The sequence below is a fragment of the Pseudomonas sp. WT-JTC genome, assembly GCF_056711565.1.
The window spans coordinates 1,072,753-1,088,914 of record NZ_CM160042.1 but is presented as its reverse complement, the minus strand read 5'-3'; the positions used below and the strand labels follow the sequence as shown (position 1 = coordinate 1,088,914).

The 16,162-nt window shown below is 60.0% G+C and carries 15 protein-coding genes; 1 reads left to right on the top strand and 14 read right to left on the bottom strand.

The genetic code is table 11. From position 1 onward, the window contains the following. The first annotated feature begins 304 nt into the window (after positions 1–304). Positions 305–1,984, top strand: coding sequence for a 2-isopropylmalate synthase (leuA, locus tag AC06G5_RS04840; RefSeq protein WP_413423123.1), 1,680 nt, complete (start codon positions 305–307; stop codon positions 1,982–1,984). A 179-nt stretch (positions 1,985–2,163) separates the two neighbouring features. On the opposite strand, the gene AC06G5_RS04835 is transcribed toward leuA, so the two are convergent. The 14 genes from AC06G5_RS04835 to hscA form a co-directional block, all read right to left on the bottom strand. Continuing rightward, the gene (locus AC06G5_RS04835; RefSeq protein WP_480459042.1) at positions 2,164–2,955 is read right to left on the bottom strand and encodes an amidohydrolase; all 792 of its coding nucleotides are present in this window, start codon (positions 2,953–2,955) and stop codon (positions 2,164–2,166) included. Continuing rightward, on the bottom strand, positions 2,943–4,091 hold the full coding sequence (locus AC06G5_RS04830; protein ID WP_480459041.1) for a pyridoxal phosphate-dependent aminotransferase: 1,149 nt from the start codon (positions 4,089–4,091) through the stop codon (positions 2,943–2,945). Before AC06G5_RS04830 ends, AC06G5_RS04835 begins: the two co-directional genes overlap by 13 nt. 122 nt (positions 4,092–4,213) lie before the next feature. Then, positions 4,214–5,686: a ribosome biogenesis GTPase Der gene (der, locus tag AC06G5_RS04825; protein ID WP_413420826.1), complete on the bottom strand. Its 1,473-nt coding sequence runs from the start codon at positions 5,684–5,686 to the stop codon at positions 4,214–4,216. 236 nt (positions 5,687–5,922) lie between these two features. Continuing rightward, complete coding sequence (bamB, locus tag AC06G5_RS04820; protein ID WP_413420828.1) at positions 5,923–7,074, bottom strand: outer membrane protein assembly factor BamB; 1,152 nt, start codon at positions 7,072–7,074, stop codon at positions 5,923–5,925. Further along, on the bottom strand, positions 7,067–7,708 hold the full coding sequence (locus AC06G5_RS04815) for a YfgM family protein (RefSeq protein WP_413420830.1): 642 nt from the start codon (positions 7,706–7,708) through the stop codon (positions 7,067–7,069). Before AC06G5_RS04815 ends, bamB begins: the two co-directional genes overlap by 8 nt. A 41-nt stretch (positions 7,709–7,749) precedes the next feature. Beyond that, the gene (gene hisS / locus AC06G5_RS04810) at positions 7,750–9,039 is read right to left on the bottom strand and encodes a histidine--tRNA ligase (RefSeq protein WP_413420832.1); all 1,290 of its coding nucleotides are present in this window, start codon (positions 9,037–9,039) and stop codon (positions 7,750–7,752) included. A 37-nt stretch (positions 9,040–9,076) separates the two neighbouring features. Then, positions 9,077–10,186 (bottom strand): flavodoxin-dependent (E)-4-hydroxy-3-methylbut-2-enyl-diphosphate synthase, encoded by a 1,110-nt coding sequence (gene ispG / locus AC06G5_RS04805; RefSeq protein ID WP_003185136.1) that lies wholly within the window; start codon positions 10,184–10,186, stop codon positions 9,077–9,079. A gap of 3 nt (positions 10,187–10,189) precedes the next feature. Next, positions 10,190–11,230, bottom strand: coding sequence for a RodZ domain-containing protein (locus AC06G5_RS04800; RefSeq protein WP_480459040.1), 1,041 nt, complete (start codon positions 11,228–11,230; stop codon positions 10,190–10,192). Beyond that, complete coding sequence (pilW, locus tag AC06G5_RS04795; protein WP_480459039.1) at positions 11,230–11,988, bottom strand: type IV pilus biogenesis/stability protein PilW; 759 nt, start codon at positions 11,986–11,988, stop codon at positions 11,230–11,232. The genes AC06G5_RS04800 and pilW overlap by 1 nt, the downstream gene beginning before the upstream one ends. A gap of 12 nt (positions 11,989–12,000) precedes the next feature. Continuing rightward, positions 12,001–13,149, bottom strand: a complete 1,149-nt coding sequence (gene rlmN, locus AC06G5_RS04790) for a dual-specificity RNA methyltransferase RlmN (RefSeq protein ID WP_008020261.1) — start codon at positions 13,147–13,149, stop codon at positions 12,001–12,003. A gap of 28 nt (positions 13,150–13,177) precedes the next feature. Then, positions 13,178–13,603, bottom strand: coding sequence for a nucleoside-diphosphate kinase (gene ndk, locus AC06G5_RS04785; protein ID WP_007903599.1), 426 nt, complete (start codon positions 13,601–13,603; stop codon positions 13,178–13,180). Between the two features lie 88 nt (positions 13,604–13,691). Further along, a complete protein-coding gene (gene iscX, locus AC06G5_RS04780; protein WP_413420839.1) occupies positions 13,692–13,892 on the bottom strand; it encodes a Fe-S cluster assembly protein IscX in 201 nt (66 codons plus the stop codon). Between the two features lie 14 nt (positions 13,893–13,906). Next, positions 13,907–14,248, bottom strand: a complete 342-nt coding sequence (fdx, locus tag AC06G5_RS04775; protein WP_085715824.1) for an ISC system 2Fe-2S type ferredoxin — start codon at positions 14,246–14,248, stop codon at positions 13,907–13,909. A 2-nt stretch (positions 14,249–14,250) separates the two neighbouring features. Next, the gene (hscA, locus tag AC06G5_RS04770; protein ID WP_480459038.1) at positions 14,251–16,113 is read right to left on the bottom strand and encodes a Fe-S protein assembly chaperone HscA; all 1,863 of its coding nucleotides are present in this window, start codon (positions 16,111–16,113) and stop codon (positions 14,251–14,253) included. Positions 16,114–16,162 lie beyond the last annotated feature (49 nt).

Here is a 16,162-nt window from a genome sequence, read left to right as displayed (position 1 = left end):
CAAACCTCGCGCAAACAACAAAACAATCACTGCCAATCACAGCAATAAAATCTCGATAAACACTCGTTCACGAGTATTCCTCTCAATTTTTTTCGACTGCTTGCCAACCTTCACCCCCGCGGTTAGGGTTGAAGGCATGAAAACCTCTCACACCCTCATTCAGCTCCGCCAGCACCGCAGCCTGTGCCTCGTCAGCGCACGACTGCCGGGCTGAATCGTGGTGCCTCGTCCCAAGCGTTACGCCAAGAACTTTTGATCCACCGGCAGGCCGCCTTTTTTCGGCCCACACAATAAGGATTTCCTGATGAGCATGCTCAAAGACCCGTCTTCGAAATACCGCGCGTTCCCGACCATCGACATTCCGGATCGCACCTGGCCATCGAAAACCATCACTGCCGCGCCGATCTGGTGCAGTTCCGACCTGCGCGACGGCAACCAGTCGCTGATCGAACCGATGGACGCCGTCAAGAAGCTGCGCTTCTGGAAAACCCTCGTGCAGGTCGGCGTGAAGGAAATCGAAGCGTCGTTCCCGGCCGCCTCGCAAACCGACTTCGACTTCGTGCGCACCCTGATCGAAGGTGGCCACATCCCGGATGACACCACCATCCAGGTGCTGACCCAGGGCCGTGAAGACCTGATCGCGCGCACCTTCGAATCCCTGCGCGGCGCGAAGAAAGCCATCGTTCACCTGTACAACGCGACCTCCCCTTCCTTCCGCCGCATTGTCTTCAACCAGGACAAGGACGGGATCAAGGAAATCGCCGTGAGCGCGGCCAAGCTGTTCGTCAAATATGCCGCCCAGCAACCGGAAACCGAGTGGACTTTCGAGTACTCGCCGGAAACCTTCAGCGCCACCGAGCTTGAATTCGCCAAGGAAGTCTGCGACGCGGTGATCGAAGTGTGGAACCCGACGCCCGAGCACAAGATGATCCTCAATCTGCCGGCCACCGTCGAATGCGCGACCCCGAACATCTATGCCGACCAGATCGAATGGTTTGGCCGTCACATCAACCGTCGTGACAGCGTGATCATCAGCCTGCACACCCACAACGACCGTGGCACCGGCGTTGCCGCCACCGAGCTGGGCCTGATGGCCGGCGCCGACCGTGTCGAAGGCTGCCTGTTCGGTAACGGCGAGCGCACCGGTAACGTCGATCTGGTGACCGTGGCCCTGAACATGTACACCCAGGGCCTTGACCCTGAACTGGACTTCTCCGACATCGACGGCGTGCGCAAAGTCGTCGAAGAGTGCAACCAGATCCAGGTGCACCCGCGTCACCCATACGTCGGCGACCTCGTGCACACCGCGTTCTCCGGCTCGCACCAGGATGCGATCCGCAAGGGCTTTGCCCAGCAGAAACCGGACGCACTGTGGGAAGTACCGTACCTGCCAATCGACCCGGCCGACATCGGCCGCAGCTACGAGGCGGTCATCCGCGTCAACAGCCAGTCGGGCAAGGGTGGTATCGCCTACCTGCTGGAACAGGAATATGGCATCAGCCTGCCGCGTCGCATGCAGATCGAGTTCAGCCAGGTCGTGCAGCGTGAAACCGACCGTCTGGGCCTGGAAATGACCGCCCAGCAAATCCACGCATTGCTGCACAGCGAGTACTTGCAGGCCAACACCCCGTACGCGCTGGTCAGCCATCGCCTGCAGGAAGAAAACGGCCACAGCTCCGTTGAAGTGGAAGTGGCCAGCAAAGGCCAGGGCGAAACCAATCTGCACTGGCGCGGCAAGGGCAACGGCGCCCTGGAAGCGCTGGTGGCCGGCTTGCCGGTACCGGTGGAAATCATGGACTACAACGAGCACGCCATCGGCGCGGGCACCAATGCCAAGGCCGCGGCCTACATTGAACTGCGTGTGAACGGCGAACGCGCGGTGCATGGCGTTGGCATCGACGAAAACATCACCACCGCCAGCTTCAAGGCCCTGTTCAGCGCACTGAACCGCTCGCTGAGCCAGCCGGAAGCGAAAGCGGCGTAACCCATCGCTGAAATGCAAAAGGCCTCAAGGTGCGAACCTTGGGGCCTTTTTGTTTGCCTGCAGATTTTTGTGGTGCCTTTCCCGGCCCCTTCGCGAGCAAGCCCGCTCCCACAGGGGAACGCAATCCAAATGTGGGAGCGGGCTTGCTCGCGAAGAGGCCCTGTCAGACAGTAAAGATTTCAGGTGAACTCGAAGGTATCCGCATCCAGATTCGCCGGAAACCGCGTGCGATAGGCTGCCAGTTCCGCAGCATCCAGCACCACCTTGAACACCCCGTCAGCCTCCCCGGCACTGAGCAACGTCTCGCCCTGGAAATCCAGCACCTGGCTGTCACCGGTGTAGGCAAAGCCTTTGCCGTCGGTCCCGATACGGTTCACTGCCGCCACATAGCACAGGTTCTCGATCGCCCGCGCAGGCAGCAAGCGATTCCAGTGCTGGCGCCGGGCGCCTGGCCAATTGGCGGTGTACAGCAGCAGATCTGTATCCTGGGCGTCACGACTCCACACCGGGAAGCGCAAGTCGTAGCAAATCAGCGGCCGCACTCGCCAGCCCTTGAGCTCGAACTGCACCTGGCGCTCGCCGGGGGTGTAGTGGTTATGTTCACCGGCCATGCGGAACAGGTGACGCTTGTCGTAATGCAACACCTCGCCATCCGGGCGCGCCCACAGCAAGCGATTGCGATGACTGCCGTCGGTTGCCTGGACGATCACGCTGCCGGCAATCACCGCATCAAGCTGCGCCGCCTGAGCCCGCAGCCATTTGCTGGTCGGGCCGTTTTCCGCTTCAGCGAGGGTCTCGGACTCCATGGAAAAACCGGTGGTGAACATCTCCGGCAGAATGATCAGGTCAGCGCCGCGAGCCTGTTCCAGCAATGGCTCGAAATGCTCCAGGTTGGCCTGACGGTCGTGCCAGGCCAGGGACGTCTGGATCAGCGCCACGTTCAGATTGGGCAATGCACTCAGATCACGCATAGTTTTTCCGCCGCTTCACGCAGGGTCTCCTCACGCTTGGCAAAGCACAGCCGCACCAGGCGCTGGCCCTCTGGTGGAGTCTGGTAGAACACCGAGATCGGAATACTGGCCACGCCATGCTCGCGAGTCATCCACAGGGCCATCTCGACGTCATTGAGGTCCGGACGGATCTGCGAGTAATCGACCAGCTGGAAATAGGTGCCGGTCACCCGGGTGAAGCTGAAACGCGACGGTGCCAGCAGATCGCAGAACAGATCACGCTTGGCCTGATAGAAAGCCGGCAGCTCTTCGACGTGCTCAGGATGCTCGGCCATAAAATCGGCCAAGGCATATTGCAGCGGCGTCACACCACAGAAATTGACGTACTGGTGCACCTTGCGCAATTCCGCCGTCAGGGCCGGTGGTGCGACCACATAGCCGGTTTTCCAGCCGGTGACGTGGTAGGTCTTGCCAAACGAACTGACCACGAAAGCACGCTGATACAGCTCTTCATGAGCCAGCACGCTGACGTGGGGCACGCCGTCATACACCAGGTGCTCGTAGACTTCGTCGCTGATCACATAGATATCGCGATCACGGATCAACGCTGCCAACTGATCGAGTTCGGCACGACTGATCAGCGCACCACTAGGGTTGTGCGGGGAGTTGAGAATGATCATCCGCGTGCGCGGGCTCAGTGCCTGGGCAAGCTTCTCGAAGTCGATACTGAAATCGTTCAGGCCCAGTTGCACGTGCACGCAACGACCACCGGCCAACTCTACCGAGGGCTCGTAGCTGTCGTATGCCGGGTCAAACACAATGACTTCATCACCGCTGTGGATAACCGCCTGAATGGCACAGAAAATCGCCTCGGTCGCGCCGGGGGTAACCGTCACTTCAGTATCCACATCCACCTGCGCGCCATAACTGCGGGCGATCTTCGCCGCGATCTGCTGACGCAACACCGGCAGCCCGGTCATTGGCGAGTACTGGTTATGGCCGCTGGCGATATGTCGGCCGACCGCATCGCACAGGGCCTGCGGGGCCGCGAAATCGGGAAAGCCCTGGGACAGATTGAGCGCGCCGGTCTGTGCCGCGAGCTGAGACATCTGAGTGAAAATAGTGATGCCGACATTCGGCAGCTTGCTGGTGATCATCGGTGGTTCCCTGCTCTACACCCGGCTCTACGGCGGCGCGGGGGAGTCCGAGGATAGCCCAAACCGCAGGCATGAAAAAGGGCGCCATCGGCGCCCTCTTCTTCCCACGGGAAAAACCTGAATCAGCGCTTGTCGCGACGCTTCTTGTCGGCCTTCTTGTGGTGCGACATCAAACGACGCTTCTTGTTGACCTGGCGGTCCGTGAGCGTGTTCTTGTTGCCTTCGTACGGGTTCTCGCCGCCCTTGAACTCGATGCGGATCGGCGTACCGACCAGCTTCAGGACACGGCGATAGGTGTTTTCCAGGTAACGCACGTAGGACTTCGGCACCTTCTCGATCTGGTTGCCGTGGATCACGATGATCGGCGGGTTCGCGCCACCGAGGTGGGCATAACGCAGTTTGATCCGGCGGCTGTTAACCATCGGCGGCTGGTGCTCGCTGACCGCGTCTTCGAGGATCTGGGTCAGGCGGCTGGTCGGCCAACGGGTAACCGCAGACTTGAACGAGTTCTGTACCGACGCGTAGAGGTTGCCCACGCCAGTGCCGTGCAGGGCCGAGATGAAGTGGATATCGGCGTAGTCAACGAAGAACAGTCGACGTTGCAGCTCGACCTTCACGAAGTCGCGCTCGCTCGGCGTCATGCCGTCCCACTTGTTGATCGCGATCACCAGCGCACGACCCGACTCAATGGCGAAGCCCAGCAGGTTGAGATCGTGATCCACCACGCCTTCGCGGGCGTCCATCACGAAGATCACCACGTTGGCGTCTTTGATCGCCTGCAGGGTTTTGACCACGGAGAACTTTTCGACTTCTTCGTGGATCTTGCCGCGCTTGCGCACACCGGCGGTATCGATCAGCGTGTACTTCTCGTCATTACGTTCGAACGGGATGTAGATACTGTCGCGGGTGGTGCCGGGTTGGTCATAGACGATTACCCGGTCTTCGCCGAGCATGCGGTTGACCAGCGTCGACTTGCCGACGTTCGGCCGGCCGATGATCGCGATCTTGATCCCGTCTTTTTCGCTTGGGCCAGGGATGCGCTTGGCTTCCTCGCCTTCGGCGACGATCTCTTCCTCTTCACCTTCCTGCGGCTCGTCATCGTCTCGCGGGAATTCACTCAGTGCCGCTTCCAGCAACTGGGTGATACCACGGCCGTGGGCGCCGGCGATCGGGATCGCATGGCCCATGCCCAGCGGGGCGAATTCTGCGCGGGCCATTTCCGGGTCGATGTTGTCGACCTTGTTGGCCACCACGTGAGAACGCTTGTTACGTTTGCGCAAATGCTCGGCGATCATCTGGTCGGCGGCGGTAAAACCGGCCTTGGCATCTACCAGGAACAGAACGACATCCGCTTCTTCGATGGCCAGCAGCGACTGCTCGGCCATCTTTTCGTCCATACCATGCTCGTCACCGGAGATACCGCCGGTGTCGATCAGAATGTAGGAACGCCCTTGCCACTTGGCCTCACCGTACTGGCGATCACGGGTCAGACCGGACAAGTCGCCAACGATGGCGTCACGAGTCCTGGTCAGGCGGTTGAACAAGGTGGACTTGCCGACGTTGGGTCGGCCCACCAGGGCGATTACGGGAACCATGCGGCTCTCCACTTCGTTATTTCAGAAAATACAAAAGCCGCTGCGAGGCAGCGGCTGGTGCTCGGGGCAATCACCGTGTGCTTTTTTGTAGGAGCGAGCTTGCTCGCGAAAAACGCAAAGACACCGCGTTAATCCAGATTGCCAACGTAATCGTTGACGTCCATCGCGAGCAAGCTCGCTCCTACACTCTTACAAACGGTGAAGCAGCCGGGGGTGGTTAACCCCAAGCATAGTTCTTACTTGATGGTCAGGGCTTCCAGTTTGCCGCTGTTGCCATACACATAAATCGTGTCACCCATCACCAGCGGACGGGCACGCAGGCCGTCGCTGTCGATGCGCTCGCGGCCGACGAAACGACCGTCCACCTGACTCAGCAGGTGCAGGTAACCTTCCAGGTCACCGACTGCAACGTAGCTGGAGAACACTTCCGGGGCCGACAGTTGACGACGGGCCAGCGAATCGTTGCTCCACAAGGCTGTGGTGGAACGCTCGTCGACGCCTTCAACGGTACCCGAAGACAGGCTCACATATACGGTGCCAAAACCCTGGGCGACACCGGCGTAGCTGGAAGCATCACGCTGCCAGAGCTGACGGCCGCTTTGCAGGTCCAGAGCGGCAACGCGCCCCTGATAGCTGGCGACATACAGCGTCTCGCCCGACAGCAACAAGCCACCGTCGATATCGACCACGCGCTCCAGCTCCGAGCGACCTTGCGGGATCGCTACGCGCTGTTCCCACACCGGTACGCCGTTGGAGATATCCACGGCAACCACTTTACCGGTCGACAGGCCAGCCACCGCGAGGCGGTTCGTCACGATCGGCGCACTGGTACCACGCAGGGTCAGTACCGCAGGGGTGCTGTCATAGATCCAGCGACGATTACCGGTGGAAGCATCCAGGCCGATCAGACGATCGTCCTGAGTCTGCACCACCACAACGTCACCGTTGTTGGCTGGCGGTGCCAGTACTTCGCTGGACACGCGAGCGCGCCACTTTTCTTCACCGTTGATGGCGTCCAGGGCAACGATTTCGCCCTTGAGCGTACCGATGGTGACCAGACCGTAAGCTACGCCAACGGCGCCAGAGACAGGCAGCTCAAGATCTTTCTTCCATTTGACGTCGCCCGTGTTGCGGTCCATCGCCATCAACACGCCAGTGACGTCGGCGGCATAGATGGTATCGCCATCGATGGCCGGAACCAGCATGTTGTAGGTTTCGCCCTGACCGTCACCGATCGAACGGCTCCACTGCTTGTGCAGAACCACTTCTTCCTTGAAGTCGACCAGTTCGGCCGGAGGCAATTCTTTTTTGCTGTTGCTGCTGCAACCCGCGGCCATCAGGGCCAGAGCCAGCAATGCTGCATGTTTCCAACGAATCACGTCACGCATCCCCTTTGGCCAGGTCGTCCAGCTTGATTTGCAGGCCACCGACCGCCGCTTCATCCGACAGTGCCGCCTTGGCTTTTTGATACGCCGCGCTCGCCTCATCGGTACGACCCAACTGCACCAGCAGGTCGCCCTTGAGCTCTTCACGAGTGGCCAGGAATGCCTTGTCGGCATCGCCTTCGAGCAGTTTCAGCGCTTCGTCGGCCTTGTTCTGCGCACCGAGTACCTGGGCCAGACGCTGACGGGCGATTTCGCCCAGCGCCGGGTTGGCCGGCTTGTCGACGATGGCTTTGAGCTCGCTGGCCGCGTCGTCCAGCTTGCCGCTGTCGACCGCCACTTTGGCGACGAACAGGCTGCCGTACTGCGCGTAGGCGCTGCCGCCGAACTCGCTGTTGAGCTTGCCGGCCAGGTCCGAAACACGGGCCGCATCAGGCTTGCCGTCAGGCGTCAGCGTGGTTTCGAGCAATTGCTGATAGAGAATCGAGGCGCCTTGCGACTGATTGCTCTGATACTTGTGGAACGCCTGCCAGCCGAACACGATGACCAGCGCAAACAGGCCGCCAGTAACCAGGGGCTTACCGTTGCGAGACCACCATTCCTTCAATTCCGCCACATGTTCGTCTTCGGTACTCGACACCCCAATACTCCTTAATCGCTAATTCGGCTGTTTAGACAGCTTCAACCCTGCACGACGCAGGTGGCCAGGTGTGCTGCAAGCGCATCCCAGGCAATGCTTTGTTGTTCGCCCTGGCCACGCAGGGGTTTGAAACCTACCACTTGCTGGGCCATTTCGTCGTCACCGAGGATCAGCGCATACAATGCGCCGCTCTTGTCGGCTTTCTTGAACTGGCTTTTGAAACTGCCGGCACCGGCATTCACTTGCAGGCGCAGGTTCGGCAACTGATCACGCACGCGCTCCGCCAGGGTCAGGCCGGCGAGTTCGGCGGCTTCGCCGAAGGCGCAGAGATAGACATCGACCTGACGGGAGATCTCTTGCGGGATCTGCTCCAGGGTTTCCAGCAACAGCACCAGGCGTTCGATGCCCATGGCAAAACCAACGCCGGCGGTCGGCTTGCCGCCCATTTGCTCCACCAGACCGTCATAACGGCCGCCAGCGCACACGGTGCCCTGGGCGCCGAGTTTGTCGGTGACCCATTCGAAAACGGTCTTGCTGTAGTAATCCAGCCCGCGAACCAGCTTCGGGTTGATCACGTAAGGAATGCCGGCGGCGTCCAGGCGAGCCTTGAGGCCCTCGAAATGCACGCGGGATTCTTCGTCGAGGTAGTCGGCCATTTTCGGCGCATCGACCAATACCGCCTGGGTATCGGCGTTCTTGGTATCAAGAACCCGCAGCGGGTTGGTTTTCAGGCGACGCTGGCTGTCTTCGTCGAGCTTGTCCATGTGCGCCGAGAGGTACTCGACCAGCGCTTCACGATAACGGCCGCGGGATTCGCTGGTACCCAGGCTGTTGAGCTCGAGCTTCACCGCATCGCGGATGCCCAGTTCGCCCCACAGGCGCCAGGTCAGCACGATCAGTTCGGCGTCGATGTCCGGACCGTCGAGGTTGAACACCTCGACACCGATCTGGTGGAACTGGCGATAGCGGCCTTTCTGCGGACGCTCGTGGCGGAACATCGGGCCGATGTACCAGAGTTTCTGCACCTGACCACCGCCGGTGATGCCGTGCTCCAGCACTGCGCGCACACAGGCCGCCGTGCCTTCGGGGCGCAGGGTCAGGGAGTCGCCGTTACGGTCGTCGAAGGTGTACATCTCTTTTTCGACGATGTCGGTCACTTCACCGATGGAACGCTTGAACAGTTCGGTGAACTCGACGATCGGCATGCGGATCTGCTTGTAACCGTAGTTATCCAGCAGGCGCGAAACGGTGCCCTCGAAATGACGCCAAAGGGGAGTCTGTTCGGGCAGGATGTCGTTCATGCCACGAATGGCTTGCAGAGACTTGCTCACATTAAATCCTTAAATTCGTTCGGCTCTTCAGTCGGGCTCAGCCACGCGCAATGACGGCAGCGTCGGCTTCGACCTTTTCGGCCGCTTTCTGGCGGATCAAGCGTTCAAGCTCATCCACCAGATTGTCATTCGTCAGTTTCTGCGACGGCTTGCCGTCGATGTAAATCAGGTTCGGCGTGCCGCCGGTCAAGCCGATATGGGCTTCCTTGGCTTCACCCGGGCCGTTGACCACGCAACCGATCACCGCGACATCCAGCGGCACCAGCAAATCTTCGAGGCGCCCTTCCAGCTCGTTCATGGTCTTGACCACATCGAAGTTCTGCCGCGAGCAGCTCGGGCAGGCGATGAAGTTGATGCCACGGGAACGCAGGTGCAGGGATTTGAGAATGTCGTAGCCGACCTTCACTTCCTCGACCGGGTCGGCCGCCAACGAGATGCGGATAGTATCGCCAATCCCTTCGGCGAGCAGCATACCGAGGCCCACGGCGGATTTCACCGTGCCTGAACGCAAACCACCGGCTTCAGTGATGCCCAGGTGCAGCGGCTGGACGATTTCCTTGGCCAGCAGGCGGTACGCTTCGACGGCCATGAACACGTCGGACGCTTTCACGCTGACCTTGAAATCCTGGAAGTTCAGGCGCTCGAGGTGCTCGACGTGACGCAATGCCGACTCGACCAGCGCAGCCGGGGTCGGCTCGCCGTATTTCTTTTGCAGGTCTTTTTCCAGGGAACCGGCGTTCACGCCGATACGGATCGGGATCCCGCGGTCACGGGCGGCATCGACCACTGCGCGCACGCGGTCTTCGCGGCCGATGTTGCCCGGGTTGATCCGCAGGCAATCGACACCCAGTTCGGCTACGCGCAACGCGATCCGGTAGTCGAAGTGGATATCGGCAACCAGGGGCACCTTGACCAGCTGCTTGATCTTGCCGAAGGCTTCGGCGGCGTCCATGTCCGGTACGGAAACCCGCACGATATCGACGCCGGCCGCTTCAAGGCGGTTGATTTGCGCGACAGTGGCCGCGACATCGTTGGTATCGCTGTTGGTCATGCTCTGCACAGCGATAGGCGCATCGCCGCCAACAGGCACGTTACCGACCCAGATCTTGCGAGATTCGCGACGTTTGATTGGAGATTCGCCGTGCATGACTTATTGACCCAACTTCAGGCGAGCAGTCTCGCCACTGGTGAACGGAGCGACATCGACCGGCTGGCCGTTGTAGCTGACCTGAGCGCCACGGGCAAAGCCCAGACGCACGGCAAACGGTGGTTTGCCATTGACTGCCAGGCTGTCGCCTTTGCGTTTGAGACCGCTGAACAGCACCTTGCCGCTACCGTCGGTCACTTGTGTCCAACAATCGGCAGTGAACTGCACCTGAACCTGGCCTTGGCCGGCCACCGGTGCGGTTACCGCGGGAGCAGGTGCCGGAGCGACAGGAGCGACCGGCGCAGTCACCACCGGGGTCGGGGCGGCAGGAGCAGCCGGGGCCGGAGTTGCCGGGGTCACAGGCGCTGCGACGACTGGCGCTGAATTATGAGCGGGTGCGGCTGGCGTAGCTGGCGCTGCCGGGGTGGCTGGCGCAGTCGCCTGGGCCTCCACTGGTGCTTCAGCCGGAGCGTCGGCCTGTGGCAGCGCGAGGGCGGTTCCGCCTTCGATCTGGCCTTCCGCGACAGCCTGGTCTTCCGGCTCGTCCAGCGGATGAATCTGTGTCGTACCGTCGGCGCCTTCGACTTCAACGTGTTCCGGTGCCAGACCGATCAGGTCCTTGGTGCGCATCGAGGTCTGGTCCTGCCACCAGACAAAACCGCCACCGATCACCGCGATCAGCAACAGCAGGCTGACAATTCGCAAAATGGTGTGGGAAACCCGGACCGGTTCTTCGATACGACCCAGGCTATGAACACTGCTGCCCTGGGAATCGGTACCGGTGGATTGATCGAACTGCTGGACCAGAACCGCCTGGTCCATGCCGAGCAACTTGGCATAGGCGCGAATATAACCACGGGCAAAGGTATGCCCAGGCAGCTTGTCGAAAGCGCCGGCTTCCAGATTGCTCAGGGAAGTGGTGGTGAGGTTGAGCTTGAGGGCCACTTCGGCCAGCGACCAGCCATTGCTTTCGCGAGCCTGGCGCAAAGTCTCACCGGGGTTAACGCGATTCGCTGCTACAACTTCGGGATGCGCCGCTTTCATCATTGCTCCGACAGGTATTGCTGATATTCCGGCGTACCGGGATAGAGTCGTTTTAGTTGCAGGCCTGCACTGGCGGCCTTGTCGCGATCATCAAACACTTTTGCCAGCCGAACGCCGAGCAATAGACTACGTGCATTTTGCTCGGCAAGCAGGCTAAAACGATCGTAGAAGTCACGCGCGGGCACATAATGCCTGTCTTCGTAAGACAACTCAGCCATTTCCAGCAATGCACGAGGTTGTTGGCGGTTCAGGCGCAGGGCTTTTTCCAGTTGCTGCCGGGCCAGCTCACGCTCTCCCAGCATTGAAGCGGTCATGCCGAGGTTTTCGAATACCCGTGAACGTTCAGGATACAGGGTATCGGCGGCCGCTTGTTCAAAGCGCACGTAGGCTTCCTTGTAACGCTTCTGCTCGAACAGAAAACTGCCGTAGTTATTGAGGATTCGTGCATCGGCGGGACGGGAAGACAGCGCCTTGCGAAAATGCTCGTCGGCCAGTTCCGGCTCCATTTCCGCCTGGAACACCAGCCCCAGCGCCGCGTTGGCATCAGGGTCGGCGCCATCCAGTTCCAGGGCCTTTTTCAGCGGGATCTTGGCGCGCTCGGTCATGCCCTGTTGCAAATACCCGATACCGAGTTGCACATATGCCTCACGCGCTTCATCACGGCCCTTGCTGGTCTTCATCGGGCTGTAGTCACCCGAAAGCACACAGCCAGCACACAGGCTGGCCAACAGCAAAAGCAGCGCAAAGCGCAGGGACATAGAGATCCTCTCTCAGTTGTTGTTCGCAGCGCCCGAAGCAACATCGCTGTCGGCGCTCAATTCACGCACGGCGATATAACGTTCGCTACGACGGGTGCGATCCAGCACCTGCCCTACCAATTGACCACAGGCCGCGTCGATGTCTTCACCACGGGTGGTGCGGACGGTGACGTTGAAACCGGCATGATGAAGCTGATCCTGGAAACGACGAATGGCGTTGTTGCTCGGACGCTCGTACCCGGAATGCGGGAACGGGTTGAACGGGATCAGGTTGATCTTGCACGGGATGTTCTTGAGCAGCTCGATCATTTCCACGGCGTGCTCAACCTTGTCATTGACGTCCTTGAGCAAGGTGTACTCGATGGTCAGCACACGCTTTTCGCCCAGGGACGACATGTAGCGCTGGCACGACTCGAGCAGCATCTTAAGCGGATACTTCTTGTTGATCGGCACCAATTGGTTACGCAATGCGTCATTCGGTGCGTGCAGGGACAACGCCAGGGAGACGTCGATGTGCTTGGAGAGCTCATCGATCATCGGCACCACGCCGGAGGTCGACAGGGTCACACGGCGCTTGGAAATGCCGTAGCCCAGGTCGTCCATCATCAAATGCATGGCCGCGACGACGTTGTCGAAGTTCAGCAGCGGCTCACCCATGCCCATCATCACCACGTTGGTGATGGCACGGTCGACGGTTGCCGGGACGCTGCCAAAGGATTTGTTGGCAATCCACACCTGGCCGATAACTTCGGCGGCGGTGAGGTTGCTATTGAAACCTTGCTTGCCGGTGGAGCAGAAACTGCAATCCAGGGCACAGCCTGCCTGGGACGAAACGCACAAGGTGCCGCGCTTGCCCTGGGGAATGTACACGGTCTCGACGCAGCTGCCGGACGCCACGCGCACCACCCACTTGCGGGTGCCGTCGCTGGAGATGTCCTCGCTGACCACTTCCGGACCACGGACCTCGGCAACAGCCTTGAGCTTTTCGCGCAAGGCCTTGCTGACGTTCGTCATGGCATCGAAATCATCGACACCAAAGTGGTGAATCCATTTCATTACCTGACCGGCACGGAAACGCTTCTCCCCGATTGAGTCGAAGAATTTTTCCATTTCCAGCTGAGTCAGACCCAGCAGGTTAGTTTTTACAGTCGATGTAGTCATGGATTCACCTTCACTCTTAAGCCAATGCTTAGCGAGTGGTTACTTCAGTAGCTGCGAAGAAGTACGAGATTTCGCGAGCGGCAGCGGCTTCGGAGTCCGAACCGTGTACAGCGTTAGCGTCGATGGAGTCAGCGAAGTCAGCGCGGATGGTGCCGGCAGCAGCTTCTTTAGGGTTGGTAGCGCCCATCAGCTCACGGTTCAGAGCGATAGCGTTTTCGCCTTCCAGAACCTGAACAACAACCGGACCGGAGATCATGAAAGCAACCAGGTCGTTGAAGAAACCACGAGCGCTGTGCTCAGCGTAGAAGCCTTCGGCTTCGGCTTTGGACAGTTGCTTCAGTTTCGAAGCTACAACGCGCAGGCCTGCTTTTTCGAAACGGGTGGTGATCTCGCCGATCACGTTTTTAGCAACGGCGTCAGGCTTGATGATGGAGAAAGTACGTTGAACAGCCATGGTGTAACTCCAGAAACGGTAATTTACGAAAAATTAAACCCGCGAATTATACGCGGGTTCTCGGGTATTGCCTAACCTGCGGCGTGGCTCAGTCGCGTTCTTCGATCCAGTGGGCCTGAATGGCCTCCAGGATCTTTTCGCCACAATGCTCAGGCATATCGTCGAAGTCGGGCAGTTCCATCACCCATTGACGCAGATCGACGAAATTGACCGACATAGGGTCCACGTCGGGCTTGCTTTCTGCCAGCTGGATCGCGATCTCCAGCACATCAGTCCACTTGAGTTTCATGACAATTCCTTGAATCAGTGTGGTGCTTCGGCTGCGTGGTTGAGCGAATACTTCGGAATTTCGACGGTCAGGTCTTCAGTCCCGACCTTGGCCTGACAGCCCAGGCGCGACTGAGCTTCCAGCCCCCAGGCCTTGTCCAGATAATCTTCTTCCAGTTCGTCGGCCTCTTCCAGCGAGTCGAAACCCTCGCGGATGATGCAGTGACAAGTGGTGCACGCACAGACGCCGCCACAGGCACTTTCCATCTCGATATGGTGCTCATGAGCCAGTTCGAGGATGGACGTACCGGTCTCAGCCTCCACAACCATGCCTTCGGGGCAGAACTTCTCGTGTGGCAGAAAAATGACCTGCGGCATCGTTATTCCTCAATCTCATTCAGGTTGCGCCCCGCCAGCGCGGCTTTCACCGTCGAGTCCAGGCGGCGGGCAGCAAAGGCGTCGGTCACTTGCGACAGACGCTTGGTCTGCTGCTCGATGGCGTAACCATCGGTACCTTTCATCAGTTCGGTCAATTCCTGCACCTGCAGCTCGATGACCATGCGCTCATCGGCGTCGAGCAGACGCTCGCCATCAGCCTCCAGAGCGGCCTGCACCGCTTCGATCAGGCGCTGGGCGTCGACCTGCTGCTCGCGCAGTACGCGGGCAACCTTGTCGTCATTGGCGTGCTGGAACGAGTCCTTGAGCATTTTGGCGATTTCGCCGTCGGTCAGGCCATAAGATGGCTTGACCTGAATGCTGGCTTCGACGCCCGAACCCAGTTCGCGGGCCGAAACGCTCAGCAGACCGTCGGCATCGACCTGGAAGGTCACGCGAATCTTCGCCGCGCCGGCCACCATCGCCGGAATGCCGCGCAATTCGAAGCGTGCCAGGGAGCGGCAGTCGCTGATCAGCTCGCGCTCGCCCTGCAATACGTGGATGGCCATGGCCGACTGGCCGTCTTTATAAGTGGTGAAGTCCTGGGCGCGGGCGACGGGGATCGTGGTGTTGCGCGGAATCACCTTCTCCATCAGGCCGCCCATGGTCTCCAGACCCAGGGACAACGGAATCACGTCCAGCAACAGCAGTTCGCTGCCGTCACGCTTGTTGCCGGCCAAGGTATCGGCCTGGATCGCAGCACCAATGGCCACCACTTGATCCGGGTCGATTTCAGTCAGTGGCTGGCGACCGAAGGCTTCGGCGACGGCTTCGCGAACACGAGGAACGCGAGTCGAACCACCGACCATGACCACGGCGTGCACGTCTTCCAGTTCGATAGCGGAATCACGCACCGCACGACGACAGGCTTTCAGGCTGCGGGCGACCATCGGCTCGATCAGCGCATTGAAGGCTTCGCGGGTCAGCTCGGCTTTCCAGGCACCATAAGCGACTTCAACCGACGCGGCGTTGGTCAGGGCTTCCTTGGCGACACAGGCGGTTTGCAGCAAGTTGCGTTGCGCACCTGGATCGAGGTCGGCGGACAGGCCGGCGCTCTCGATAATCCAGCCGGCGATCGCGTGGTCGAAATCATCGCCGCCCAGGGCGCTGTCGCCGCCGGTAGCCAGGACTTCGAAAACACCGCCGGTCAGGCGCAGAATCGAAATATCGAAGGTGCCGCCGCCCAGGTCATAAATGGCGACCAGGCCTTCGGCGTGTTGATCAAGACCGTAAGCCACCGCCGCTGCGGTCGGCTCGTTGAGCAAACGCAGCACATTCAGGCCGGCCAGCTTGGCCGCATCCTTGGTGGCTTGACGCTGAGCGTCATCGAAATAGGCCGGAACGGTGATGACCGCGCCTACCAGCTCACCACCCAAGGTCGCTTCAGCGCGTTGACGCAGGACCTTGAGGATATCGGCAGAGACTTCGACCGGGCTTTTCGGGCCCTGGATCGTGTCGATGAACGGCATGTGCGACTCGCCATCGACAAAGCGGTACGGCAACTGATCACCAAGCTGCTTGACATCGGACAGACCACGACCCATCAAGCGCTTGACCGACAGCACGGTGTTCAAGGGATCGGTGGCGGCAGCCAGCTTGGCGGATTCGCCCACCTCGACGCGATCGGCGTGGTAGCGCACAGCGGACGGCAGGATAACCCGCCCATCGGCATCGGCAAGAGGCTCGGAAAGACCACTGCGCAATGCAGCGACCAGCGAATTGGTAGTGCCCAAGTCGATCCCCACAGCCAGACGACGCTGGTGCGGTTGAGGACTTTGGCCGGGTTCGGCGATCTGCAGTAGGGCCATCGTTATCAGGACTTATCTGTATATCAGGCGTGCGACCGGAGCGGCACTG